Annotated in this window: 22 protein-coding genes and 1 other RNA gene; 7 read left to right on the forward strand and 16 right to left on the reverse strand. The window is 42.6% G+C overall.

The window, feature by feature from the left end:
- Positions 1-45: 45 nt before the first annotated feature.
- The 4 genes from ACQKNS_RS16695 to ACQKNS_RS16710 form a co-directional block, all read right to left on the reverse strand.
- Positions 46-972: an AEC family transporter gene (locus ACQKNS_RS16695; RefSeq protein WP_427644454.1), complete on the reverse strand. Its 927-nt coding sequence runs from the start codon at positions 970-972 to the stop codon at positions 46-48.
- 154 nt (positions 973-1,126) lie between these two features.
- Positions 1,127-1,999: a LysR family transcriptional regulator gene (locus ACQKNS_RS16700; RefSeq protein WP_427644455.1), complete on the reverse strand. Its 873-nt coding sequence runs from the start codon at positions 1,997-1,999 to the stop codon at positions 1,127-1,129.
- A 117-nt stretch (positions 2,000-2,116) separates the two neighbouring features.
- Positions 2,117-2,914, reverse strand: coding sequence for a formate dehydrogenase accessory sulfurtransferase FdhD (gene fdhD / locus ACQKNS_RS16705; protein WP_427644456.1), 798 nt, complete (start codon positions 2,912-2,914; stop codon positions 2,117-2,119).
- Between the two features lie 55 nt (positions 2,915-2,969).
- Positions 2,970-3,332: a DUF2294 domain-containing protein gene (locus ACQKNS_RS16710; protein WP_076368224.1), complete on the reverse strand. Its 363-nt coding sequence runs from the start codon at positions 3,330-3,332 to the stop codon at positions 2,970-2,972.
- A gap of 334 nt (positions 3,333-3,666) precedes the next feature.
- Here ACQKNS_RS16710 and fdhF point away from each other — a divergent pair, with 334 nt between their 5' ends.
- On the forward strand, positions 3,667-6,606 hold the full coding sequence (gene fdhF / locus ACQKNS_RS16715; RefSeq protein WP_427644457.1) for a formate dehydrogenase subunit alpha: 2,940 nt from the start codon (positions 3,667-3,669) through the stop codon (positions 6,604-6,606).
- An 18-nt stretch (positions 6,607-6,624) separates the two neighbouring features.
- Positions 6,625-7,101 carry a DUF1641 domain-containing protein gene (locus ACQKNS_RS16720; RefSeq protein WP_427644458.1) on the forward strand — a complete coding sequence of 159 codons (477 nt, stop codon included), beginning with the start codon at positions 6,625-6,627 and terminating at the stop codon, positions 7,099-7,101.
- 200 nt (positions 7,102-7,301) lie between these two features.
- Here the strand turns inward: ACQKNS_RS16720 and ACQKNS_RS16725 are convergent, their stop codons facing one another.
- A complete protein-coding gene (locus ACQKNS_RS16725) occupies positions 7,302-8,153 on the reverse strand; it encodes a nuclease-related domain-containing protein (protein ID WP_427644459.1) in 852 nt (283 codons plus the stop codon).
- A gap of 244 nt (positions 8,154-8,397) precedes the next feature.
- Positions 8,398-8,829, reverse strand: coding sequence for an Lrp/AsnC family transcriptional regulator (locus tag ACQKNS_RS16730; protein WP_076368227.1), 432 nt, complete (start codon positions 8,827-8,829; stop codon positions 8,398-8,400).
- A gap of 166 nt (positions 8,830-8,995) precedes the next feature.
- Here ACQKNS_RS16730 and ACQKNS_RS16735 point away from each other — a divergent pair, with 166 nt between their 5' ends.
- The 3 genes from ACQKNS_RS16735 to ACQKNS_RS16745 all read left to right on the forward strand — a co-directional run bounded on the left by ACQKNS_RS16735 (position 8,996) and on the right by ACQKNS_RS16745 (position 11,470).
- A complete protein-coding gene (locus ACQKNS_RS16735; RefSeq protein ID WP_427644460.1) occupies positions 8,996-9,577 on the forward strand; it encodes a beta-class carbonic anhydrase in 582 nt (193 codons plus the stop codon).
- A 34-nt stretch (positions 9,578-9,611) separates the two neighbouring features.
- A complete protein-coding gene (gene cynS, locus ACQKNS_RS16740) occupies positions 9,612-10,061 on the forward strand; it encodes a cyanase (protein ID WP_427644461.1) in 450 nt (149 codons plus the stop codon).
- Between the two features lie 128 nt (positions 10,062-10,189).
- On the forward strand, positions 10,190-11,470 hold the full coding sequence (locus tag ACQKNS_RS16745; RefSeq protein WP_427644462.1) for a purine/pyrimidine permease: 1,281 nt from the start codon (positions 10,190-10,192) through the stop codon (positions 11,468-11,470).
- Between the two features lie 121 nt (positions 11,471-11,591).
- On the opposite strand, the gene ssrA is transcribed toward ACQKNS_RS16745, so the two are convergent.
- From ssrA to secG, 5 genes are all read right to left on the reverse strand, one after another.
- Positions 11,592-11,953: a transfer-messenger RNA gene (gene ssrA / locus ACQKNS_RS16750) on the reverse strand.
- A 123-nt stretch (positions 11,954-12,076) separates the two neighbouring features.
- Positions 12,077-12,544 carry an SsrA-binding protein SmpB gene (smpB, locus tag ACQKNS_RS16755; RefSeq protein WP_283916247.1) on the reverse strand — a complete coding sequence of 156 codons (468 nt, stop codon included), beginning with the start codon at positions 12,542-12,544 and terminating at the stop codon, positions 12,077-12,079.
- Between the two features lie 67 nt (positions 12,545-12,611).
- Positions 12,612-14,969 (reverse strand): ribonuclease R, encoded by a 2,358-nt coding sequence (gene rnr, locus ACQKNS_RS16760; protein ID WP_427644463.1) that lies wholly within the window; start codon positions 14,967-14,969, stop codon positions 12,612-12,614.
- Between the two features lie 33 nt (positions 14,970-15,002).
- Entirely contained in the window at positions 15,003-15,749 is a 747-nt protein-coding gene (locus ACQKNS_RS16765) for an alpha/beta hydrolase (RefSeq protein ID WP_427644464.1), read from the reverse strand.
- Positions 15,750-15,889: 140 nt separating this feature from the next.
- A complete protein-coding gene (gene secG / locus ACQKNS_RS16770) occupies positions 15,890-16,123 on the reverse strand; it encodes a preprotein translocase subunit SecG (RefSeq protein WP_427644465.1) in 234 nt (77 codons plus the stop codon).
- 176 nt (positions 16,124-16,299) lie between these two features.
- On the opposite strand from secG, the gene ACQKNS_RS16775 reads away from it, so the two are divergent.
- Positions 16,300-16,842, forward strand: coding sequence for a hypothetical protein (locus ACQKNS_RS16775; protein WP_427644466.1), 543 nt, complete (start codon positions 16,300-16,302; stop codon positions 16,840-16,842).
- A 55-nt stretch (positions 16,843-16,897) separates the two neighbouring features.
- Positions 16,898-17,722 carry a M15 family metallopeptidase gene (locus tag ACQKNS_RS16780; RefSeq protein WP_427644467.1) on the forward strand — a complete coding sequence of 275 codons (825 nt, stop codon included), beginning with the start codon at positions 16,898-16,900 and terminating at the stop codon, positions 17,720-17,722.
- 158 nt (positions 17,723-17,880) lie between these two features.
- Here the strand turns inward: ACQKNS_RS16780 and eno are convergent, their stop codons facing one another.
- From eno to gap, 5 genes are all read right to left on the reverse strand, one after another.
- Complete coding sequence (gene eno / locus ACQKNS_RS16785; RefSeq protein WP_427644468.1) at positions 17,881-19,176, reverse strand: phosphopyruvate hydratase; 1,296 nt, start codon at positions 19,174-19,176, stop codon at positions 17,881-17,883.
- A gap of 30 nt (positions 19,177-19,206) precedes the next feature.
- Positions 19,207-20,742: a 2,3-bisphosphoglycerate-independent phosphoglycerate mutase gene (gpmI, locus tag ACQKNS_RS16790; RefSeq protein ID WP_427644469.1), complete on the reverse strand. Its 1,536-nt coding sequence runs from the start codon at positions 20,740-20,742 to the stop codon at positions 19,207-19,209.
- Positions 20,735-21,496 (reverse strand): triose-phosphate isomerase, encoded by a 762-nt coding sequence (gene tpiA / locus ACQKNS_RS16795; protein WP_427644470.1) that lies wholly within the window; start codon positions 21,494-21,496, stop codon positions 20,735-20,737. The genes gpmI and tpiA overlap by 8 nt, the downstream gene beginning before the upstream one ends.
- A gap of 46 nt (positions 21,497-21,542) precedes the next feature.
- Positions 21,543-22,727, reverse strand: a complete 1,185-nt coding sequence (locus ACQKNS_RS16800; protein ID WP_427644471.1) for a phosphoglycerate kinase — start codon at positions 22,725-22,727, stop codon at positions 21,543-21,545.
- 247 nt (positions 22,728-22,974) lie between these two features.
- On the reverse strand, positions 22,975-23,982 hold the full coding sequence (gene gap / locus ACQKNS_RS16805; RefSeq protein WP_427644472.1) for a type I glyceraldehyde-3-phosphate dehydrogenase: 1,008 nt from the start codon (positions 23,980-23,982) through the stop codon (positions 22,975-22,977).
- Positions 23,983-23,996: the final 14 nt, after the last annotated feature.

The raw sequence follows: 23,996 nt of genomic DNA on the forward strand, positions 1-23,996 counted from the left end.
TCGGGAGGCATGGAAAAAAGGCCCGCCCATTAAGAGCGGCCCTGGCTAGAATAGTATTTTTGATAGATAGACGACCATCGTAACCGTTATACTGCTGAATAAAGTTGACATCAAGACTGCCTGTGCGGCATACTCCGGATGGTTGTCATATTCCAAAGCGAATAATGCGCTGTTCCGTGATGTTGGAAATGAGCTTGCGATAAATAATCCCTGAGCGACAGTCCCTTCCAAGCCCAGCAGGAGGATGATCAGGAATGCGATGGATGGCGAGAGTATTAACCGGCCAACCAAGCTTAGGATAAGCGGGAGCGGAAATTGCGTTATTTTCAAATAGGCACTCTGTGCACCCAATGTAATCAAGGCAATGGCTATGAAAGCACTCGCAATATTATCAATCGGGGTCCATAAGAACAGAGGAATGTCGAATGAAGCGGAATGTAATAGAAAACCGAGTAATAAAGCATAAATGACGGGGTTCTTCAAGAACTCGCGAATGGCGCCCTTCGCACTTTTTGTATGGACTGAAACGGAATTCATCAATCCATAGGTATAGGTCAACAGGTTTTGAAAAATGATGACGATGACTTGGATCGACAGGCCAAGAGGATTTCCATTGAAAACCATCTGGCTGACGGGTAACCCGAAATTGGCTGAGTTATTCAGGACTACACTATTTTTAAACGTGGCAGAAAGACTTTGATCAAACCTGGCAAGCTTAGCAATCACTGTACTTACGATGATGAGGCTTATCGCTTGAAGAGCAAGGAAGCTGAATATCTGGACGATCATCCCCCCGCCCATTTTACTTTGATATATATTGACAAAGCTAATGGCCGGCATGAGCAGGAAGTGATTCAATTTAGACAGCGTATTCATATCCAACTTGAATTTACGATGCAGGATGGCCCCCGCCCCTATTAGGAAAAAAACCGGCACGATGACATTCAATACGATCAGAAACAGGACACTCACTTGACTTCCTCTCCATTCCTTAGGCAAATTCCTGATGATTTACATCTCCCATCTATCATAATCCCGGGATAACCATAGTTAAAATACCAAAAAATTATCGTTAACCATTCGAAAAAGGAATGACAAAAAAGCACAGATTTTTCTGCGCTTCCAGTTAAATATCCATCATGAAGTCGACGTCTTTGACAAATTCGACAAACGCTTTGACCAATTTTAATTCCAGTGACTTTTCATGATATAACATCCATGTATTCCTGATAAGGGGATTACCTTGCTTATCCTTAAGGTCCATTTGACGGAGATTTTGATCCTTCTCCAATAAAACACTGGGGAGGATGCCATATCCCAGTCCATTCCTGACCATTTCTTTGCATGTATCACCTTTGTCCACTTCCATCCCCACCAAAGGCGGTCCTGAAAAATTGTCTCTCCACCAATTATCGATCATCGTTTTCAAAAAAGGATCCGTCCCATAATCGATTCTTGGCAGGAAAGGGAGGTCCCGGACTTCGATTTCTTCCTTGGAAGCAATGCAAATCGTTTCCTCAAAAAGATGGTGCCTTGATCCAGCCCATTGATAGTCCCCCCGAACGATCCCTACATGCACCTCTTCCTTGTAAATGAGGTTCAGCACTTCTTTACTCCAACCGGTTGTCACATGGAAATCGACTTTAGGATATCGCTCACGAAATAATCTCAACAGGCCAGGCAATTTATGCAGCGTGATATAATTGGAAACACCCAGCCGTAATGTCCCACTGATCTCCTGCCCCATATTGAATGCTGTCTCTTTGATCTGCCGTAGCCTGATCAGCATCTCATCTGCACAGTTCGCCAAATATTCTCCTTGAGGGGTGAACTGCACTCCCCTTGTTCCCCGCTCCACAATCTTTAGATTGAACTCCTTCTCTATTTGTTGAATTCGTTTAGTTAAAGAAGGTTGCGAGATATATAAACTTTGCGCCGTTTTTGTAATATTCTTATGCTCATGCAACACCTTTAAAATATGCCAATCCCTTTCATTCATAACCCTTCCCCCGATACCGCTTTTTCCTTGAATATCATCCAAACTGTACAATAAATGAGATGTTGGATATATCCACTCCATTCCTTCAAGGACTTTCATCTTTCAAGCGGAGGACGCTCAGTCATTCAATTGAATTCTTTCAGGGCATGTATAGATATTCAGTGAATCATTACGAATGAACCCGACCGTGGTGATTCCCAATCCTTCAGCCAACTCCAAAGCCAATTCGGTTGGAGCGGATTTCGAGAGGATCAGTTCACAGCCGATTTTCGCCACCTTCAAGAGAATTTCCGATGAAATCCGGCCGCTGAACACGATCGCTTTCCCTTCTATCGAAATGCCATTTTTCAAGCAATGGCCGTATATTTTGTCCAGGGCATTATGCCTTCCGATGTCCATCCTGCTTAATACGAGGCCATCAACATCGCATAAAGCGGCATTGTGGACTCCGCCTGTGTTCTGGAAGGTGACAGCGGAATTCTGTAAATCCTTCATCAAGCGGAAGCAGTCATCAGGAGTCAGTCTCACCGAAACATGATCCATTTTCTTGGCGGTCAATGCATCATTCACAAAGACGAACCCTTGTCTGCTCATTCCGCAGCATGATGTAATATACCGCTTATTTTGAAAGTCCTGGAAGTAGGGATTCACTTTATCTGTCTTCACATGAACAAAGCCTTCTTTTTCCTGGACCCAGATTTCTTTTATCTCATCAAATTTTTTGATGATGCCTTCCGAAGCCAAATAACCAATCACCATATCCTCGATGTATTCAGGTGTACAAACCATCGTGACGAATTCCTGCCCATTTATTTTGACAGTAACGGGATACTCGGTTACGATCGTATCTTCCGTCCGCTCGATGTTGCCTTTGGTTATCCGGATGATGTCCCTCTTCTTTTCAATCGCTTTCATGTTCCCACTCCTTTAACTTTCCAGGAGCCAATTGACCAATATGTGAGGAACATGGTCAATGCCCGTTTAGTTTGTCCGCTATATCCTTATCAAATACGAATACGGAAATCGCTATATTCTCTTTGATTTTGATGTCTGAAAACAAATGGACCAGTTTAGCCCCAACCAGTTCTTCCATTCCATCGGGAGGACTCTCCGAATACACATCCTGAACCATTTTAGTTCGTGCTGAATGGACCATGTCCCTTCCTTCCTCCGATCTTGATATGAACATTTCCGTAGGAGTCAAATTCCCATATAACGTAGAAACGGCCATATTCTCCACGAAAACCGTGTGTATGCGTTCCGGTCCTTTACCGAATAGTTCCTTGCGCAGCTTACGAATCATATCATTGAATTCATGGATAACTTTTGACACCGTTACGTCACTCCAATTCAAGAAAATTAAGTTCCCAATTTTCTTATCATAAAACAACGCGAAGAAAAACGAAAGGAATTTGGGAATGATAACCTCTTTCCAGGATTGTTTCTTGTTAAAATTAAAGGTATAATATCAAGGAGGAAAGTTGGGAGCATAATAGTGTACTGTTGTGTCCTATCTTTTTTAAAAATTATCCATTATGGTATGGATTGGTATATTGGCAAGCTTTGCTATTAAACTATTCCACCATGACCTACATTTCCGTTCAGAGCCGGAGGTGTGATCATGGTGGTTTTTTTTCGTGTTTTTCGCGATATAAGGGGGAAATATAATGAGCGATTCAAACATCACCATCAAAATCAACGGGAAGGATTATACCGCTAATGAAGGAGCGACAATACTGGAGGTCATCAACCAAAATGAGATAGCACATCCACAGATTTGTTATGTTCCTGAAGTGGATCCGATCCAAACATGCGACACATGCATCGTCGAAGTTAATGGGGAACTCGTCCGATCTTGTTCGACAAAAGCAGCGGGCGGCATGGAGATTGCCTTGGATTCAAGCAAGGCAAAAGAAGCCCAAACCGAAGCCATGGACCGGATCCTGGAAAACCATTCTTTATACTGTACTGTATGTGATAATAATAACGGAAATTGCAAGCTGCATAACACAGCGGAATTAATGGAAATTGAACACCAAAAATACCCTTACACACCGAAAGTGGAATTAGGTGCCGTCGATATGTCCCATCCGTTTTACCGCTATGATGCCAATCAATGCATCGCATGCGGGCAATGTGTCGAAGTCTGCCAAAACCTTCAGGTCAACGAGACACTGTCCATCGACTGGGAAGCGGAACGTCCCCGGGTAATCTGGGATGAAGGAACGGAAATCAATAACTCATCTTGTGTAGGCTGCGGACAGTGTGTAACCATTTGTCCATGTAATGCATTAATGGAAAAATCGATGCTGGGTGAGGCTGGCTTCATGTCAGGTTTGAAAAACGATATGCTCGAACCAATGATTGACCTTGTCAAAGAAGTGGAACCTGGATACAGCGGGATTTTTGCCATTTCAGAGATTGAAGCGGCAATGCGCGATACACGGACGAAGAAGACAAAAACGGTCTGTACGTTCTGTGGGGTGGGATGTACATTCGAAGTCTGGACAAAAGGCCGTAAAATCCTTAAGGTCCAACCTACTCATGAAGCACCCGTCAATGCAATATCCACATGTGTCAAAGGGAAATTCGGTTGGGACTTCGTAAACTCGGAAAAACGTTTGACCAAGCCCCTGATCCGGAAAAATGGTAGATTCGTTGAATCAAGCTGGGATGAAGCACTTGATTTGGTTGCATCCAGACTTGGTTCGATCAAACAGCAATATGGCGGAAATTCAGTAGGCTTCATTTCCTCATCAAAGATCACGAATGAAGAAAACTATGTGATTCAAAAACTGGCACGGCAAATGTTCGAAACGAATAACGTCGACAATTGCTCGCGTTACTGTCAATCCCCGGCAACAGACGGACTGTTCCGTACAGTCGGCATGGGCGGGGATGCCGGTACGATTAAAGATATCGCCGCAGCAGGTCTTGTCATCATCGTTGGGGCTAACCCTGCAGAAGGCCATCCTGTATTGGCGACACGCGTAAAACGGGCACACAAGCTTCACGGACAAAAACTGATCGTAGCAGACATCCGCAAAAATGAAATGGCCGAGCGCTCCGACATCCATATCAGTCCAAAGCAAGGAACAGACCAAGTTTGGTTGATGGCGGTTACAAAATACATGATCGATCAAGGCTGGCATGATCAAGAATTCATCAATGAAAATGTTAATTTCTTCGACGATTATAAAGAAGTACTTGAAAAATACACTATGGAATATGCCGAAACACACACAGGCATTTCAAAAGAAACATTGATCCAAATAGCTGAGACCATCCGCGATGCAGACGGAACTTGCATTCTCTGGGGAATGGGCGTTACACAAAACACCGGTGCTTCCGATACTTCAGCGGCAATTTCCAACTTGCTTCTAGCTACGGGAAACTACCGTCGTCCAGGAGCGGGAGCTTATCCGCTTCGCGGCCATAACAATGTACAGGGCGCCTGCGATATGGGAACCCTGCCAACATGGCTTCCAGGATATCAGCATGTTACCGATGACGTGGCACGTGCCAAATTCGAAAAAGCTTATGGAGTGAAAATCGATGGCAAACCAGGCTTGAACAATATTGAAATGCTTAAAGCGATAGAAAAAGGCGACATGAAGGCCATGTATCTTGTGGGAGAAGATATGGCACTTGTCGATGCAGATGCAAACCATGTTGATAAAGTGTTATCCGGATTGGACTTCTTTGTTGTCCAGGATATTTTCCTTTCAAGGACAGCCCAATATGCCGACGTAATATTGCCAGGGGCTCCATCTCTTGAAAAAGACGGAACGTTCACCAATACGGAGCGCCGTGTTCAGCGTTTATATAAAGCCCTTCCCACTATGGGTGATTCTAAAGCGGACTGGGAAATCACTCAAGAGATTGCCAACCGCTTAGGTGCAAATTGGAACTACACTCACCCTAGTGAAATCTATGATGAAATGGCAAGCCTGTCACCGATTTTCAGCCAAGCGAATTACGAGGTGCTGGAAGGATGGAACAGCTTCCTCTGGGGAAGCCATGATGGATCAAGCACGCCGCTTCTTTATGTGGATGGCTTCAACTTCCCTGATAAGAAAGCGCGCTTTGCACTGGCTGACTGGGTGGAACCTCATAAATTCCCGGAAGAATATGACCTTCATATCAATAATGGACGTATGCTGGAGCATTTCCATGAAGGGAATATGACGAACAAATCCAATGGAATCCAATCGAAAGTACCCGATATTTTCGTTGAGGTATCACCGGAACTTGCCAAAGAACGTAAAGTCGGCGATGGCGGGCTCGTACGCTTAGTGTCACCATTCGGGGCCGTTAAATTAAAAGCCCTGATCACAGACCGTGTGAAAAAGAATGAGCTATTTTTACCGATGAACTCCGTCGATAAAGACTCTGCCATTAACTTCCTGACTGGTCCCATCTATGATCAACGCACAAGCACGCCTGCTTACAAACAGACGATGGTCCGCATGGAAGTATTAAGCGCAAGCGGAGACATCCCTTTACCGGGCACCAATCCGCGGAACAAAAAACGTCACCCTCAAAATGGTGTCGAGGTTGAACGTAAGTGGGCCCGTCCAGGGTATGTTCACTTAACGGATAAATAAACGAGGAGGGTGAAGATCATGGCAGCTCCTATAACGGAAATCCATAATCCTATTACTGAGGAAGATATAAAGCTACAAAAACTCGAAGAACTGAAAACGCTGATCACCGATCATGAAGATGCATTGAACAATATGTTTAAAATCGTCAATGAACTGAATGACTCGGGAGTATTCGAAGCCGCGACCTCCATGCTTCAAGGAAAAGAACAAATTGCGAAAATCGCCCTTCAACAAATCACAAGGCAACCTGTCACAAACCTGATCAATACCCTTATGGGGGCAACAGGAGCCTTGATGAACGCCGATGCCGCACAATCCACAAAACTGCTGAATAGTGCACTTGCAGGAATCGATGAAGGTAACAAGTTCCTTCAGGCCGATAAGAAGATCGGAGTTTTGGATTTAATGAAAACACTGAATGATCCAGACATAAACCGGGCGATCGGCTTTGGCGTCCACTTCCTAAAAGGAATGGGCAAGGAATTAAAAGAATAGAACCGGAACAAAGACTCAAGAGAACCTTCTCTTGAGTCTTTGTTTATCATAATTAAGGAATCGCTTAGCCTGATCACCTAGATATCACTCATCAAAATACAGGCTGTACACCCTCCCCTTATTCGCACCACCGCTTCTCAGATTCAATGATTGCAAGATCCTCGTTGCACTGGATAAAGAGGAAATATTTAAAAAGTCCCTCAACTGCCGATTCGTATGGTCGATCCTAATAGATAAAAATAATCCCGTAAAGCCGGGATATGTGCTTTTTTACTGGATAGTTGGCATTGAGGGCAAATCCATATGCCATGCCTTCTACATAACTGATTCCCCTTGCAACTCTCACATATCACACCTTTTATTAGGTCCTTTTCGGTAAGGTTGTATCGTTCCAGAATGGAAAAGTCCGCATCGATGTGGAGTTTATTCATTACACGAACTGCCTTTTTCAAATCTTTTTCACTAAAACTGGAGTCTGTTATGAAGTCTTCCATTTGACTAATTTTATAAGGAAGTGCATCGCGATGGATAACTTTATAGTGGAGTTTATGGTTTCCAGGAGCCGTACGGATGATTGTTTGGGGATTACTGATCACAATTAAAGAGTGGATGGGAAGTGAGGGAAAACCATTTTTCAAGAACCATTTGGTTAACTGTGATTCTTGACGGCTGACTTGCATGATGGGATCTGGAAATGCCGTTTCTTTTCCTTCGATCGTTCGAATCAGCTGGTTGAAATGCGGATCAAAATAGATGGCCCCTACAATGTTCTTCACTTCAATAATAAGCGCATATTTCTTGGAGATTAATAAGGTATCCAGTTGAAAAAATCGGGATTGATCCTGCAGCCTTAAATCGTGGAAGATATAATAGCTTTTCGGTTCAAGAAAACTTAATGGAAAATCAATGGAACATTCCCCTTTATGGCCCGCTTCCCTTTTTTTGAGATCGTTCATGATTAAGGGGATTTTAGGGTGGTTCGGAGGAAGCCTGCCCGCTAACGCACGTAATTTGCGGATGGCAAGAGGAACATTTCGCTTTTTTACAATCAATTTCATCGCTCCAATCTTGGTTTCTTCCAAAGGATTCTACAGCAGCAGGAAATATTCCTTTAAATGATAGCGATTGTATAACTTATCTGCGAAATCGGGAATATATCTTCGAAAATGGAGATATATCTGCGAATTATACGATTTATCGATTTTTCGACAAAAACAACCAAAATTAAGCAAAAAAAAGCCTCACTACACACAAATTGTAGTAAGGCTCTGACTATTTAAGATACTATTAACAACCTTATTTTAACTTTCCTATTGATAGGTTAACACGATAATTCCCGTACTTTAATAGCCGTCCTAGAAAGTTATCCAATTCTTCATTGGAAGCAAAATGCGTTTTTAATAAATAACATCCCTCACCACTTACACGATGTACTTCAGAAATCCCTTCTTCTTCTTGAAAGAAATCCATAAACTCTTGATGATTAGCTGTCGTTACGAACAAAGTAACAAATGCAGTCACGATTTGTCCTAATTTGATTCGGCTTATTGCGATTGTATATTGTTCAATAATCCCTAAATCCTCTAATCTTCGAATTCGATTTCCTACAGCCTGCCCCGTCATATGTATTTTTTGACCAAGTTCTTTCCATTGTATTCTTGAGTTTTCGCCTAATAATTTCAGTATCTCAAAATCTGTTTGATCAATGATATAAACCAATCCTTTCATCGTGAAAGCAGAAAGCCAGAAAGTGTTTCGCCAACTTATTCTGCTTATCGATACAATTCACTATACTTAGTTTACCCTCTTACATCACATTATTTATCAGTTATATTCACCTATAACATAGAGGACGCAACAAAAAATACATCTAGATTTAAAGGAGGTTACAAACATGTTATTACAAGAAATTTTATCGTACAATGAACAATTTGTACAAAACAAGGAATACATGCCATATGAAGCAACAAAAATGCCGCAAAAACGTATGGTTGTTGTCTCTTGCATGGATGCTCGTTTAATTGAGCTACTTCCAAAAGCTTTAGATTTACACAATGGTGATGCAAAAATCATCAAAAATGCAGGTGGTACGATTACCGAAGCCTTCGGCAGTATCATGCGAAGTGTTGTAACAGCTGTATATGAATTAAATGCAGATGAAATCTATATCATTGGACACCATGCATGTGGCATGAGCCAAAGTAATCCAAAAGGAACACTTAAAAAAATATTAGATCGTGGAGTATCCTCACCAGAAATTTTATCAGCTATTGAATATGCTGGAATTGACCTTGAAAAGTGGTTATTTGGATTCGATAATGTCGAAGATTCAATTCAAGCTAATATTGATTTAGTGAAAAATCATCCATTTATTCCAAAAGACGTTCCTGTACACGGCTTAGCTATTGATCCTCACACAGGTAAACTAGATTTGTTAGTTGATGGATATAAAGCATTAAATGGTCTGAAAAATTAATCATTATTACTTAAATGGAAGGAAGTTATTAGATATGATTAGAAAAGAAGCTACTCAAAAAATTATGGAAGCAAAACTTGCAAAAGGTTTAACATGGGAAGAAATTTCAAAGGTAAGTGAAAACTCTGAGACTTGGGTTGTAACAGCATTATTAGGACAAGCTACAATGACACGTCCAGAAGCAGAAAAAATGGCCGCACTATTAGAGTTAGATGAAGAAGTAGTTCAAGCATTAACGGTAATTCCACATAGAGGTGAAGTAATGCAAATGCCTCCTACTGACCCAATCTTATATCGATTGTATGAAATGTTATTAGTGTACGGACCAACTATTAAAGAATTAATTCAAGAAAAAGTTGGCGAAGGTATTATGAGTGCAATCAATTTCGAACTAGGTGTGGACAAAGAAGAAGATCCAAATGGCGGTGACCCTCGTGTAGTCCTTACACTTAACGGAAAGTTCCTACCTTATCGCAGATGGTAATCGATTAAGAAATTTATCTATATAATTAAAATAATTTTATAGACCTAAAAAATCCATCCTTTTTAATCTACCTGTATAGAAAGGATGGATTTTTACTATGAGAATCTTTTTCTGCAAAGGAGATTAATATGAATAAAAAATATTTTGATACCAGCTTCAGTATCCTACAGTGGTTTGTGTTTCTATTAGCAAATGCAATCGCATTGCCTATCATCATTGGTGGCATATTCCATTTATCAATAGAAGATATCTCAACATTAATGCAGCGAACTTTTTTAATTGTGGGAGTAAGTTCATTTATACAAGCATGGTTTGGGCATCGCTACCCCATTGCGGATGGTCCAGCCGGTTCATGGGTAAGTATATTTGTCATATTGGGACAAGTAGGTATGAATCAGGGACAAAGTGCAAAAGATGTATTACAACTTTTAGAAGGTGGATTAATTATTGCAGGCATATTACTCTTCATTCTTGGTATAACAGGGCTTGTCCACCGAATTCTACGTTTATTTACACCTTTGGTTACAGGAACCTTTCTTTTAATCTTAGCTCTTCAGCTTAGTGGTGTGTTACTAAAAGGAATGATGGGATTACAAGGAGCTGTAACTCATCCTGATTATACAACAGCCATTATAGCGCTCTTTGTTTTTGCCATCATTACTTTCTTATCGATTAAAGGGAAAGGATGGATGAAAAGTTACGCTGTGTTACTTGGAATTTCATGTGGTTGGCTATTGTATGCTGTATTAGGAAAATCGTCTCATATGCCTTCACACACACCATTAGTTAAGTTACCAGAGATATTTGCTTGGGGCATGCCTAGATTCGATATTGGAATGACTCTAACTGCAACTTTATTTACATTTCTTTTAGTTGCAAATACGATTGCTGCTATTACGGCTGTAAAACAAGTGGCTCCGTTATCTAAAGAAAATGAAAAGCAAACACTGAACCGGGGTGTATGGGTCGGAGGTATATCACATATTATTTCGTCGTTATTCTCGACAATTGGAATTGTACCATTACCTGCATCAGCAGGATTTATTCAACTAACAGGACAAAAAAAAGTGAAGACGTTCCTTATGGCAAGTCTCATATTAGCAGGAATTTCTTTTATTCCCTTAATTGTAAGCTTTATATCCTTGCTGCCAGGTCCTATTGCTAATGCCGCACTTTTAGCAACATTTGTCCAAATGATAGGAATTTCATTTCAATCGATTTTACGTGAAGAATTAAATCAACGTCGATTAACTATATTAGGAATTACATTATTAATCAGTTTGGGAATCATGTTTCTTCCAGAAAGTGCATTTAGCGGAATTCCTTCTTCCTTACAATATGTTTTAAGTAATGGATTACTCGTGGGTACTATGATTGCCATTCTACTGGAACAGTTTTGGAAAGAGTAAAGTATTTATAAAAAGAAGTTTTAGATGGAACCGGAACAGTAAAAGAAGCATATATTGGCCAAAGCGGCCATTTTATGCTTCTTACTAAAAAAAACAAATAAAAAACCACCAATATATGTATTGGTGGAGACGGTGGGAGTCGAACCCACGTCCAGACATAACGGCACTTAAGCTTCTACGAGTGTAGTCGATATATTCGCATTTCGCGAACTCATTAGCCTATCGACAGGCGGCAGAGCAGCTAGTCTGATTGGTCTCTTCCTTCATCCTCAGACGGTGGATTCCGGCGTATCCCACTTAGAGTGAGTCCCTTACCCTACCACGTGGGCCATGGAGGGAGGAACAGCTATCGACTGTTATTAAGCAGCGAAAGCTAGGTTGTTGTTTTGTTTGCCAGTTATAGGCGTTGACGTTTTAACGAGGCCGATCCCCTCGACTCGCAACTTAAGCTCGAACTATCCCTGTCGAATCCGTAACGTCCCCATGATAGAAATGGAGCGTACGAGAAAAGAATAGTCAGCAAGTTGGCTGATATTCAATTGTCATCGGTACAGGATTAATTATAACAGATTGGTTCAAAAAATCAATTGTAAGGTCTTGGCAGTTCTACATCTTCTGACGCTCACGGAAAGCACGTTCAATATCACGTTTCGCTTCCTTCTTCTTCAGGTCTTCACGCTTGTCATATTGTTTCTTCCCTTTACCCAGACCGATTAAAACCTTGGCAAAGCCATTTTTCAAATACATTTTCAACGGCACGATCGTGTAACCCGTTTCTTTCGTTTCGCCAATCAGCTTATTGATTTCCTTTTTGTGCAGAAGGAGTTTACGTGTCCGTAATGGATCATGATTGTAACGATTCCCTTGCTCATACGGGCTGACATGCATATTATGAAGGTACAATTCGCCGTTTTGTATTTTGGCAAAGGAATCCTTCAAATTCACTTTTGCGGCACGGATCGATTTGATTTCGGTCCCTTGCAAAACGATTCCCGCTTCAAATGTTTGTTCAATAAAGAAATCATGATACGCTTTTTTATTTTGTGCTAGTTGTTTACCTGAGCCTTTTGGCATCTAACTCTCCCCTTTTTGCATCCAATCGCGGCGAGAGGATGCAATGATCATCCCCCCGCTTCAATCTTTATCTCTTTTTTGGTTTTCTCTTGCGCTTGGCAGCTGGCGCATTTTCAAAGAATTTTTTCTTCTTTTTCGGTTTTCTTCCAGAAGAAGGCGAATCTCCATTACGGCCGCCGCCTTTTCCTTCCTTACGTCCCCCATTGCCGCCTCGGCCCCGTTTGCGTTCGCCTGAATTGGCTTTGAATATTTTCTTCTCGCCAGATGGACGCGGTCGGCTTACCTTCATGCCGATGATTTCAAAATCGATGGCGCGTTCCTCTTTATTGACGTTGGAAACACGTACGTCGATCTCATCGCCAATCCGGAATACATTACCGGTACGTTCCCCGATCATTGCAAGCTGACGCTCATCGAAGCGGTAGTAATCATCCGTCATGAAGCTGACATGGACAAGTCCTTCAATGGTGTTCGGCAACTCGACGAACATCCCGAAATTCGTAACCGAACCAATGATCCCGGTATATTCTTCGCCGATTTTATCCAGCATATATTCCGCTTTCTTCAGATCATCCGTTTCCCGTTCAGCATCGACTGAGCGACGTTCACGTTTCGATGTATGATCGGCAATCTCAGGTAAATTGGCCTTCCACTTCTCCTTCGTAGCTTCATCCATTTTACCTTCCACCAAGTAGGTCCTGATCAACCTGTGCACGATCAAATCCGGGTAACGGCGAATCGGTGATGTGAAATGTGTATAAAACTCAGCAGATAAACCAAAGTGGCCTAAGCTCTCCGGATCATATTTCGCCTGTTGCATGGAACGAAGCATGACGGTGGAAATGACCGTTTCTTCCGGTTTACCGGCAACTGCCTCAATGATTTCCTGTAACGCCTTAGGATGGACGTCATTGGCAGATCCCCGTACAATATATCCGAAATTCGTAATGAATTCGAAGAAACGCTGCAGTTTTTCCGGCTTGGGATCTTCATGAATACGGTAGATGAACGGAACGTCAAGACGGTGGAAATGCTCAGCAACGGTTTCATTTGCCGCAAGCATGAACTCTTCTATCAGCTTTTCCGCAACCGACCTTTCACGTAAAACCACATCAGTCGGATGGCCCTCTTCATCAACGATGACTCTCGCTTCATTGAAATCAAAGTCGATCGCTCCGCGGTTCATCCGGTTTTTACGAAGGATGGCAGCCAACTTCTCCATGTCCTGGAACATCGGCACCAACGCTTCATAACGTTCGAGCTGTTCTTCATCTTTATCCACAAGGATTTTATTCACATTGCCATATGTCATACGTTCCGTCGTCTTAATGACACTTTCAAAAATCTCATGGTTGACGACTTTGCCATCTGGCGTGATTTCCATTTCACAAGAGAGTGTAAAACGATCGACTTGCGGGTTCAAGGAACAGATGCCATTCGATAAACGATGCGGGATCATTGGGATGACCCTGTCCACCAAATATACGCTCGTCCCTCTTTCCAAAGCTTCCTTATCGATTGGAGATCCTTCCTTCACATAATGACTGACATCAGCAATATGGACACCCAGCTTGTAATTGCCATTTTCAAGTTTGGAAACAGTGACGGCGTCATCCAGGTCCTTTGCATCCGCTCCATCAATCGTGACCAAAACATCATTGCGCAAATCCCTGCGGCTGCCAATTTCACTTTCTTGAATGGTATCCGAAACGGCATTGGCTTGCTCCATTACGTCTTCCGGAAACTCCATCGGCAAACCATATTTATGGATCACGGAAAGAATATCAACACCAGGGTCATTTTTATGCCCCAGAATCTCAATGATTTCGCCTTCAGCACTTATGCGTCCTTCAGGATAGGAAGTAAGCTTGACGACAACCTTATGGCCCTCTACCGCTCCATGTGAAGCGTGCTGTGGAATGAAGATATCGCTGGCGATCTTTTTATCATCAGGGATGACGAAACCAAAACTTTTACTTTCGGAGTATGTACCGACCACTTGTGTAATTCCGCGTTCAAGTATTCTGATGACCGTGCCTTCTTGCCTTGAGCCCGATGTTTCCGAAGAAACCCGTACCATGACGACATCTCCATGCATCGCTGTGCCCGTTTCATTTGGCGGAATGAAAATATCATCCATTCCTGGGTTATCGTCAGGTGTCACAAATGCGAATCCCTTTGCATGTCCCGTTAATTTACCGCGGAACAAATTCATTTTTTGCGGCAGGCCGTAACGATTGCTCCTCGTCCTGACCACCAATCCCTTTTCTTCCATCTTCACTAAAGCCTTAACGAAATTCTTGAAATCTGCCGAGTCTTCGATTTTCAAAGCCTCTTCCAGTTCTTGTACCGTTAACGGCTTATACGCTTCATCCGTCATATATGTCAGAAGCTTATTAATATGTTCTTGAATGTTATCTTCCATGAAAACCCTCCTATTCAGGGTATAATAAATTTGTTATTCGGACCAATCCAGACTTTCTAAAAATTCCAATACATCTTCATGCAACTGGTCTTTTTCTTTATCAAGGGTTATGACATGGCCAGATTCTTCATACCACTTGATTTGTTTGACCGGCGATTCAATGGAATCCATAATAATATCGGCACTTTTTGGATTGATAACATCATCATGCCGGCCCTGCACGACAAATGTCGGAGCGTAAATAAGGTCGACGTGCTCTCTTACATCCGTTATCAAATCCTGAAGGGCCTTCAATGTATTCATCGGTTTATCGGCAAGGAGGTCCATTTCAAGCTCTATTTGCTCTTGAGTTTTTCCTTCATACTTCTTAAATTCTCTGGCGTACTCCAATACTCCTTTAAACATCATTTCTTCACTTTTAATATGCATAGGCGCACACATTGATACGATACCCTTTATAGGTACAGTGTAACCTAATTTAAGAGAAAATACGCCTCCTAATGAGAGTCCGGCAACAGCAATTTCTTCATGGCCTTTGCTTTTCAGAAAATCATAGGCCATCATGACATCTTTCCACCAATCTTCCGGACCCGTTTTCACCAGCTCCTCTGGCGGAACGCCATGCCCTTTATAGTGCGGGGCATGGCAGGTGTATCCCTGTTTCTCCAAATAACGGCCAAGCATCCGTACATCCGCCGAATTCCCCGTAAATCCATGTAAAAGTAAGACAGCCCTTTTTCCGCCTTCAAAAGTGAAGGGCTGCTGCAGCTTGATTTTCATGACTCCAAACTCCTTTATCAGTAAATAAAATTAAAAATATCCCTATCTTATAATTAAGTACTAAAATCACTATATCTATTCATGCAACTATTGTGCAAAGAAAAAAGCCTAGCTGATCAGCTAGACTCATTTTTGATCCATTACACATCAAAGTAAGCAACAAGTAAAGTTAAAGCAAAGAAAAAAATCGCCAATACTATTGTTGCACGATGTAATACCAGGTCCAAACCGCGTGCCTTTTGCTTTCCGAATAGCTGCTCAGCACCGCCGGCAATCGCACCAGATAAACCTGCACTCTTACCTGATTGAAGCAATACCGTCACGATGAGGGCGATACTGACAATCACTAAAAGCGTTATGAGAAATGCATGCATGCAATTACACCTCCTGAAGAACCAATAAACAATTACTTTAACTTTACCACACCCAATAAATATCCACAATCTTTGTTATACTATGATGGTAAGAATTCCTAAAAGTCCATAGTCATTTATTTCTTTTTGAAACAAAGTTTGAGATAATTTGCATAAATAGAGAAAGAGGTGTCAACATGTTTAAGTCCATACTTCGGATTCTTGATCTCCTGACCATCCTATTCTCGGCGGTTGCCGGCTATTCTTTATGGACAGGCGGTAGCAATCTTATCAGTGTCCTATTAATCATCCTATCACCGCTTTTATTGCTGCTGGCAAAGTATCACGGAAATCGATACTTATTATTTGCTGCATATATCACGACAACCGTTTATTTTACTGCTATTATTTATAATGGACTTTCCAATAGCGGTACCGACTTTTTCCAATCCAGCTTCCATGTCCTTCTGATCGGGGCAGCAGCCGCCTTGCTGAGCGTCATAGCAGCGGTCATCGGGTTTGGGACCAATACTCTAACGATTCTTTGGTTATCGCTTCACGCCCTTGTCACATTCGAGACAATCAGGATGTCATCTGGTTTCCTTTCGAACTTCTGGTCCGATCCCGTTGTGGAAACCGCAGTTCGTAATGATTATCCATTTTTATTGATGGTCGTGTGGATTGGCTTATTTCTGGATAAATATCAAAGTGAATTAACAAGGGATTACTTATCACGATAATTTTTCAAAACTACTTTTATTGGAAATCTTATATTAAAAGCAAGGGGCCTTTCAAATGTTAAAACCTATATTTGCAGCAACCGCTCTATCATCTTTCATTCTGATGGCTGGCTGTTCATCCGAACTGACAGGGGACCATGAAAAAGAGCAAAAAGAAGAACAACCGAGCTCCCAGGATTCGGAGACAGAAACCGATAAGAATGATGAATCAAAAGAAACGGCCCAACGCCAGGTGGATGTTGATGAAACGGCTAAACCCGCCCAGGCTGGCCTTCAGACGTTAGCCCATCCGGAAAGCATACCTGTACTTGTCAATAAACAATACAGCCTGCCTGAAGATTACAAACCCGCTGACCTCATCTACCCAAAAGTGGATTTCATCTTTCAGGATAAAATCGAAAAAAGAATGATGCGCGAAGAAGCGGGGAAGGCTCTTGAAGTGATGTTCGAAGCTGCCGAAAAAGACGGCATGCATTTTGCCGGCGTTTCCGCTTACCGCTCACACCAAACACAAATCACGGTCTTTAATAACTATGTGGCTAAGGACGGGGAAGAAAAAGCGAAAACCTACAGCGCAATGCCTGGGACAAGCGAGCATGAAACGGGCCTAGCGATCGATGTCACGACCCACGATGGTGCATGCGCTGCCCAAGACTGCTTCGGTGATACGAAGGAAGCGGCATGGCTTGCTGAACATGCGCATGAATACGGATTTATCATCCGCTACCCTGAAGGCAAGGAAAACATCACAGGGTATAAATACGAACCATGGCACATCCGTTATGTTGGTGTCGCTACCGCAACTGAAATTTTTGAAGCGAAGATTACATTAGAAGAATACTATAATGCCGTACCAGTGGAAGCTGTATCGAATAGATAAAAAAAAGGTGCCCCGATGGGTCACCTTTTTTTTATTAATCAAACGTTTGATTAAATCCTTTTATCAACTTCATAAGCAAAAAACTCCCATTCCATGAGTATTCTCACATGGAATGGGAGGGGATCCATCTTCCCATCAGAAGCGGAATCCCCCAATAATTACTTTTTCAAGTTATAGAAAGATTTCAAGCCTGCATATACAGCCAAGTCACCAAGCTGGTCTTCGATGCGAAGAAGTTGGTTATATTTAGCGATACGGTCTGTACGGGACATGGAACCAGTTTTGATTTGTCCTGCGTTTGTTGCAACGGCAATATCAGCGATCGTTGCATCTTCCGTTTCACCGGAACGGTGGGAAACGACTGCAGTGTAGCCTGCGCGTTTAGCCATTTCGATTGCATCAAACGTTTCTGTCAGTGTACCAATTTGGTTCACTTTGATCAGGATGGAGTTACCGATGCCTTTTTCGATGCCTTCAGCCAATTTTTTCGTGTTCGTTACGAAAAGATCGTCACCAACAAGTTGAACTTTAGAACCGATGCGTTCCGTTAAAAGTTTGTGGCCTTCCCAATCATTTTCATCCAGACCGTCTTCGATCGAAATGATAGGGAACTCATTCACTAGCTCTTCATAGAATGCAACCATTTCTTCGGATGTAACACCATTGCGGCCTTCGCCTGCAAGATCATATTTGCCTGTTTCTTTATTGTAGAATTCAGATGAAGCCACGTCCATCCCAAGGTAGATATCTTCGCCTGCTTTGTAGCCAGCTTTTTCAATTGCCTCGATGATGACTTGCAGTGCTTCACGGTTTGAACCTAGGTTTGGAGCAAAGCCGCCTTCATCGCCGACTGCCGTATTCAAGCCTTTCGCAGAAAGGACAGATTTCAATGCATGGAATACTTCAGCACCCATACGAACCGCTTCTTTGAAGCTAGGAGCACCTACAGGAAGGATCATGAATTCCTGGAAGTCAACATTGTTATCGGCATGTGAACCGCCGTTAATGATGTTCATCATTGGAGTTGGAAGTTGTTTCGCATTGAACCCTCCAAGGTAACGGTACAATGGTAAACCTGAAAATTCCGCAGCGGCATGGGCAGCAGCCATTGACACGCCAAGGATTGCATTAGCTCCCAGGTTTCCTTTGTTTTCAGTGCCATCCAATTCAATCATAGTAAGGTCAAGGCCTGCTTGGTTCGTTACATCCAAACCGATGACAGCTTCAGCAATGATATCATTTACATTATCGACTGCTTTTTGTACCCCTTTACCCAGGTAACGAGATTTATCTCCGTCACGAAGCTCAACCGCTTCGTGTTCCCCTGTTGAAGCACCTGATGGTACGATTGCACGTCCGAAGTATCCGGACTCTGTTTGGATTTCTACTTCTATTGTTGGGTTACCACGGGAATCTAGCACTTCGCGTGCATATACATGTTCGATGTACGGCATTATAAATCTCTCCTTTTCCTATTCACAATTTTATTTAGATAATAGGGATTTCCCTGTCATTTCAACAGGTTTTTCGACTCCAAGCAAATCAAGCATCGTTGGAGCTAAATCGCCTAAGATACCACCTGTTCTTAATGTTACCTGATTTTTAGTGATAATGACAGGCACGGGATTCGTAGTATGGGCTGTCATGGGGTTGCCTTCAAGCGTTACGACTTCATCAGCATTCCCATGGTCAGCGGTAATGATTGCTGTACCGCCTTTTGAGACGATTAAATCGACAATCCGGCCTAGGCATTCATCCACTGTTTCAATCGCTTTAATGGTAGGCTCAAGCATCCCGGAATGACCAACCATGTCCGGGTTGGCAAAATTCAAGAGAATGGCATCAAAGCGGTCAGCCTCAATCTGTTCCACCAATGCATCCGTCACTTCATAAGCACTCATTTCCGGTTGTAAATCATATGTAGCGACTTTCGGAGAATTAATTAAAATCCTCTCTTCACCAGGAAACTTCTCTTCACGTCCGCCGCTCATGAAAAACGTCACATGCGGATATTTTTCCGTTTCAGCGATACGAAGCTGGGTAAGCTGGTTTTGGGAAAGTACTTCCCCTAATGTATTATCAAGATTTGTCGGATTAAATGCAACATATCCGTCAACTGTTTCTGAAAAATGTGTCAAACAGACAAAATGGAGATGCTTCGGATGTCCAGGACCGCGGTCAAATGAGCGGAAATCCTCATTCGTGAACGTATTGGAAATCTGGATCGCCCGGTCCGGACGGAAGTTATAAAAGATTACGGCATCATCATTTTTAATCGTTGCCACCGGTTTACCGTCTTCAGCCGTTATGACCGAAGGTATCACGAACTCGTCAAAAATACCATGTTCGTAGGAATCCTCGACACATTCCATCGCAGAAGAGTAAGCAGGGCCATCACCATACACCATCGAACGGTAGGATTTTTCCACACGTTCCCAGCGCTTATCACGGTCCATCGAATAATATCTTCCGGATATGGTCGCAAACTGACCAACACCGATTTCCTTCATTTTCGCTTCCGCTTCCTTAATATAACCCTGCGCCGTTTTCGGTCCGACATCACGGCCATCTAAAAATGCATGTACATATACATTTTTAACTCCTTCTTTAGCGGCCAATTTCAGCAGGGCATACATATGATCAATATGACTGTGCACGCCGCCATCTGAAAGAAGGCCGAAAAGATGAAGGTCGGTGCCTTTTTCCTTGGTATGGCTCATGGCATCGACCAAAGTTGGATTTTGGGCAAATTCGCCTTCACGGATAGCCAGGTTCACACGGGTCAGACTTTGATAAACGATCCGTCCTGCCCCGATATTCAAATGCCCCACTTCCGAGTTCCCCATTTGACCGGCAGGCAAGCCGACCGCTTCCCCGCTGGCAGTCAAATGGGAATGCGGATACTGTTCCCAGTAACGGTCAAAGTTCGGTTTTTTCGCATGAAAAACAGCATTTCCCTTTTCTTCATTACGGCAGCCAAAACCGTCTAAGATGATAAGTGCCACAGGCGACTTACTCATAGTGACCAGCCTCCAGCAATTGTATAAATGAATCGGATTTCAAGCTTGCACCGCCAACCAACGCACCGTCTATATCAGGTTGTGCCATGTACTCTTTAATATTCTCAGGTTTCACACTGCCGCCGTACTGAATGCGGATGGCTGCAGCTGCTTCATTTGAAAATTTGTCGGCAACGACTGAGCGGATATGTGCACAAACTTCATTTGCATCTTGAGCAGATGAAGATTTTCCTGTTCCAATCGCCCAAATCGGCTCATAAGCGATTACGGCTTGTTTCAATTGATCGTCAGATAATCCTGCCAGGCCTTTTTCAATCTGGCTGCCTACGAAATCATTCGTTTCGCCAGCTTCCCTTTGCTCAAGCGTTTCACCGCAGCAAACGATCGGAGTCAACCCGTGGGCAAAAGCGGCATGAGCTTTTTTATTAACGGCTTCATCCGTTTCGTTGAACATTTCCCTGCGTTCAGAGTGACCAAGTATGACGTAGGATACACCAAGGTCGGCCAATGCGATCGGGCTGATTTCTCCTGTGAACGCACCGCTTTCTTCAAAGTGCATGTTCTGCGCCCCGATTTTCACATCGGTTCCTTTTGCCGCTTGAACCAGCTGATCCAAAAATAAAGCTGGAGCACATACAACCGTATCGATTACATCTTGCTTCGGAATCAAATTGCTCACTTCTTCTAAAAAGGCAGTCGCTTCAGATAGTGTTTTATTCATTTTCCAGTTTCCTGCAATAATCGGTTTACGCATTTGGTTTCTCATCCCTTCTAAAGTTGAATTATGTAACGGATTTATCTTATTTATCGTTCAAGGCCACAACGCCAGGCAACTCTTTGCCTTCCATGAACTCAAGAGATGCACCGCCGCCAGTTGAAATATGGGACATCTTTTCTGCCAAGCCAAACTTTTCTGCAGCTGCGGCAGAATCCCCTCCGCCTACGATGCTGTACGTATCTTGTGCTTCCGCCAAGGCTCTAGCAACCGTTCTCGTTCCATTCGCAAATTTATCGAACTCGAATACACCCATTGGTCCATTCCAAATGACAAGCTTAGAACTTTTGATTACATCCGCAAATAAATCACTTGTCTTTGGACCGATATCAAGAGCCATTTTATCATTTGGAATAGCATCGATATCGACATTCTCAGCCTCTGCATCAGGTGAAAATTCAGTCGTTACGACTGCATCGATAGGCAAATGAAGTTTTACGCCTTTTTCTTTTGCACTTTCGATGAAAGATTTGGCCAATTCTATTTTGTCTTCTTCCAATAAAGAATTACCAATTTCATGACCTTGCGCTTTAATGAATGTATAACCCAGGCCGCCGCCAATGATCAAGTGATCGACTTTTTCCAAAAGGTTTTCGATAACACCTATCTTATCCTTTACTTTTGCTCCACCAATTATAGCTGTAAAGGGCCGTTCCGGGTTCGATAGGGCCTTTCCTAGTACAGAAAGCTCTTTTTCCATCAGCAATCCGGCAACAGCTGGGAGATGGTGCGCTATTCCTTCAGTTGAAGCATGTGCACGATGCGCAGCTCCGAATGCATCGTTAACATAAACATCAGCCAGTGCAGCAAACGACTTCGCCAATTCTTGATCGTTCTTCTCTTCTCCTGGATAGAAACGAACGTTTTCCAACAATAAAATCTCGCCATTTTGCATGTTATCAATGATTGATTGCACGGTCTCTCCGTATGCTTCTTCTGCCTTTTGCACGTCCTTGCCACTAAGTTCGCTCAGTCTTTTTGCAACAGGTGCCAGACGCAATTCTTCAACGACTTGTCCTTTAGGACGGCCAAGGTGGCTGGCTAGGATGACTTTGGCCCCCTGTTCCGTCAGATAGGAAATCGTCGGCAATGCTGCTTTGATTCTAGTATCGTCCGAAATCTCTCCGTCCTGCATCGGCACATTGAAATCGACACGGCAAAAAACGCGTTTCCCCTTTAATTCAATATCTTTAATCGACTTTTTATTCATAATCCAAGAACCTCCTTAGATATTGTTATCATATTTTTGATTCTTTTAGCCAAAAAGGGAGAGGGTAAATTTCCCAACTCCCCTTTTCTCTTTTTCATTATAGTCGGTTTCCAGGAATTTATCCAAAAACAAGAAATGTAAACGCTTGACTGATTAATGACTTACTAATAATATCATCTTCTGCCAAGTTTTTTTAGAGGTGTGATAAAAAAAACCTCACCTTGGTGAGGTTTTTTTATTATTCTAATTACAATCCTTTTTTAGCCAAATAGTCGATCAAATCAACAACACGGTTAGAATATCCTGTTTCATTATCATACCAAGATAATACTTTAACCATGTTACCTTCCATTACCATTGTGGAAAGGGCATCAATTGTAGATGATGATGGGCTACCGTTATAGTCAGTTGATACTAGCGGAAGTTCGCTGTACTCAAGAATTCCTTTTAATTCGCCTTCAGAAGCCTTTTTGAATGCTGCATTAACTTCTTCAACTGTTGTGTCTTTTTCAAGCTCTGCAACAAGGTCGACAACAGACACGTTTGGAGTAGGTACGCGCATTGCCATACCATTCAGTTTCCCTTTAAGTTCAGGAAGGACAAGTGCAACAGCTTTTGCTGCCCCAGTTGTTGTAGGAATGATATTCTCGGCAGCTGCACGTGCACGGCGGTAATCTTTATGAGGCAAATCAAGGATCTGCTGATCATTTGTATAAGAGTGAACAGTAGTCATCATACCGCGTTTGATACCGAATTGTTCATGAAGCACTTTAGCAAAAGGAGCCAAGCAGTTCGTTGTACAAGAAGCATTAGAGATTACATGGTGGTTTGCTGCATCATATTTGTCTTCATTTACACCCATGACAATCGTGATATCTTCATCAGATGCAGGAGCGGAGATGATTACCTTTTTCGCGCCAGCTTCTAAATGCTTAGCTGCATCTGCACGTTTTGTGAAACGCCCTGTAGATTCTACAACTACTTCTACTCCCAGTTCACCCCATGCCAATTGTGCAGGATCACGTTCAGCCAATACTTTTACTTTGTGACCATCAACAACAAGGAAGTCCCCATCAACTGTTACTTTTTCATTAAGTGATCCATGAATTGTATCGTATTGAAGAAGGTGCGCTAACATATTAGCATCCGTTAAGTCGTTAATAGCTACAATCTCTACCCCAGGATTACTCAATGCTGCACGAAATACATTACGTCCAATACGTCCAAAACCATTAATACCAACTTTTACTGCCATGAAAAATTCCTCCT

Source organism: Peribacillus sp. NPDC094092 (assembly GCF_050279365.1).
In the GTDB taxonomy this organism is placed as follows: Bacteria; Bacillota; Bacilli; order Bacillales; family DSM-1321; genus Peribacillus.

Excerpts from the sequence above, each read along its gene's own strand:
- ACQKNS_RS16700 (WP_427644455.1), bottom strand. The coding sequence starts at position 1,999 with ATGAATGAAAGGGATTGGCATATTTTAAAGGTGTTGCATGAGCATAAG.
- fdhD (WP_427644456.1), bottom strand. The coding sequence starts at position 2,914 with ATGAAAGCGATTGAAAAGAAGAGGGACATCATCCGGATAACCAAAGGC.
- fdhF (WP_427644457.1), top strand. The coding sequence starts at position 3,667 with ATGAGCGATTCAAACATCACCATCAAAATCAACGGGAAGGATTATACC.
- ACQKNS_RS16720 (WP_427644458.1), top strand. The coding sequence starts at position 6,625 with ATGGCAGCTCCTATAACGGAAATCCATAATCCTATTACTGAGGAAGAT.
- ACQKNS_RS16730 (WP_076368227.1), bottom strand. The coding sequence starts at position 8,829 with ATGAAAGGATTGGTTTATATCATTGATCAAACAGATTTTGAGATACTG.
- ACQKNS_RS16735 (WP_427644460.1), top strand. The coding sequence starts at position 8,996 with ATGTTATTACAAGAAATTTTATCGTACAATGAACAATTTGTACAAAAC.
- cynS (WP_427644461.1), top strand. The coding sequence starts at position 9,612 with ATGATTAGAAAAGAAGCTACTCAAAAAATTATGGAAGCAAAACTTGCA.
- ACQKNS_RS16745 (WP_427644462.1), top strand. The coding sequence starts at position 10,190 with ATGAATAAAAAATATTTTGATACCAGCTTCAGTATCCTACAGTGGTTT.
- smpB (WP_283916247.1), bottom strand. The coding sequence starts at position 12,544 with ATGCCAAAAGGCTCAGGTAAACAACTAGCACAAAATAAAAAAGCGTAT.
- rnr (WP_427644463.1), bottom strand. The coding sequence starts at position 14,969 with ATGGAAGATAACATTCAAGAACATATTAATAAGCTTCTGACATATATG.
- ACQKNS_RS16765 (WP_427644464.1), bottom strand. The coding sequence starts at position 15,749 with ATGAAAATCAAGCTGCAGCAGCCCTTCACTTTTGAAGGCGGAAAAAGG.
- secG (WP_427644465.1), bottom strand. The coding sequence starts at position 16,123 with ATGCATGCATTTCTCATAACGCTTTTAGTGATTGTCAGTATCGCCCTC.
- ACQKNS_RS16775 (WP_427644466.1), top strand. The coding sequence starts at position 16,300 with ATGTTTAAGTCCATACTTCGGATTCTTGATCTCCTGACCATCCTATTC.
- ACQKNS_RS16780 (WP_427644467.1), top strand. The coding sequence starts at position 16,898 with ATGTTAAAACCTATATTTGCAGCAACCGCTCTATCATCTTTCATTCTG.
- eno (WP_427644468.1), bottom strand. The coding sequence starts at position 19,176 with ATGCCGTACATCGAACATGTATATGCACGCGAAGTGCTAGATTCCCGT.
- gpmI (WP_427644469.1), bottom strand. The coding sequence starts at position 20,742 with ATGAGTAAGTCGCCTGTGGCACTTATCATCTTAGACGGTTTTGGCTGC.
- tpiA (WP_427644470.1), bottom strand. The coding sequence starts at position 21,496 with ATGCGTAAACCGATTATTGCAGGAAACTGGAAAATGAATAAAACACTA.
- ACQKNS_RS16800 (WP_427644471.1), bottom strand. The coding sequence starts at position 22,727 with ATGAATAAAAAGTCGATTAAAGATATTGAATTAAAGGGGAAACGCGTT.
- gap (WP_427644472.1), bottom strand. The coding sequence starts at position 23,982 with ATGGCAGTAAAAGTTGGTATTAATGGTTTTGGACGTATTGGACGTAAT.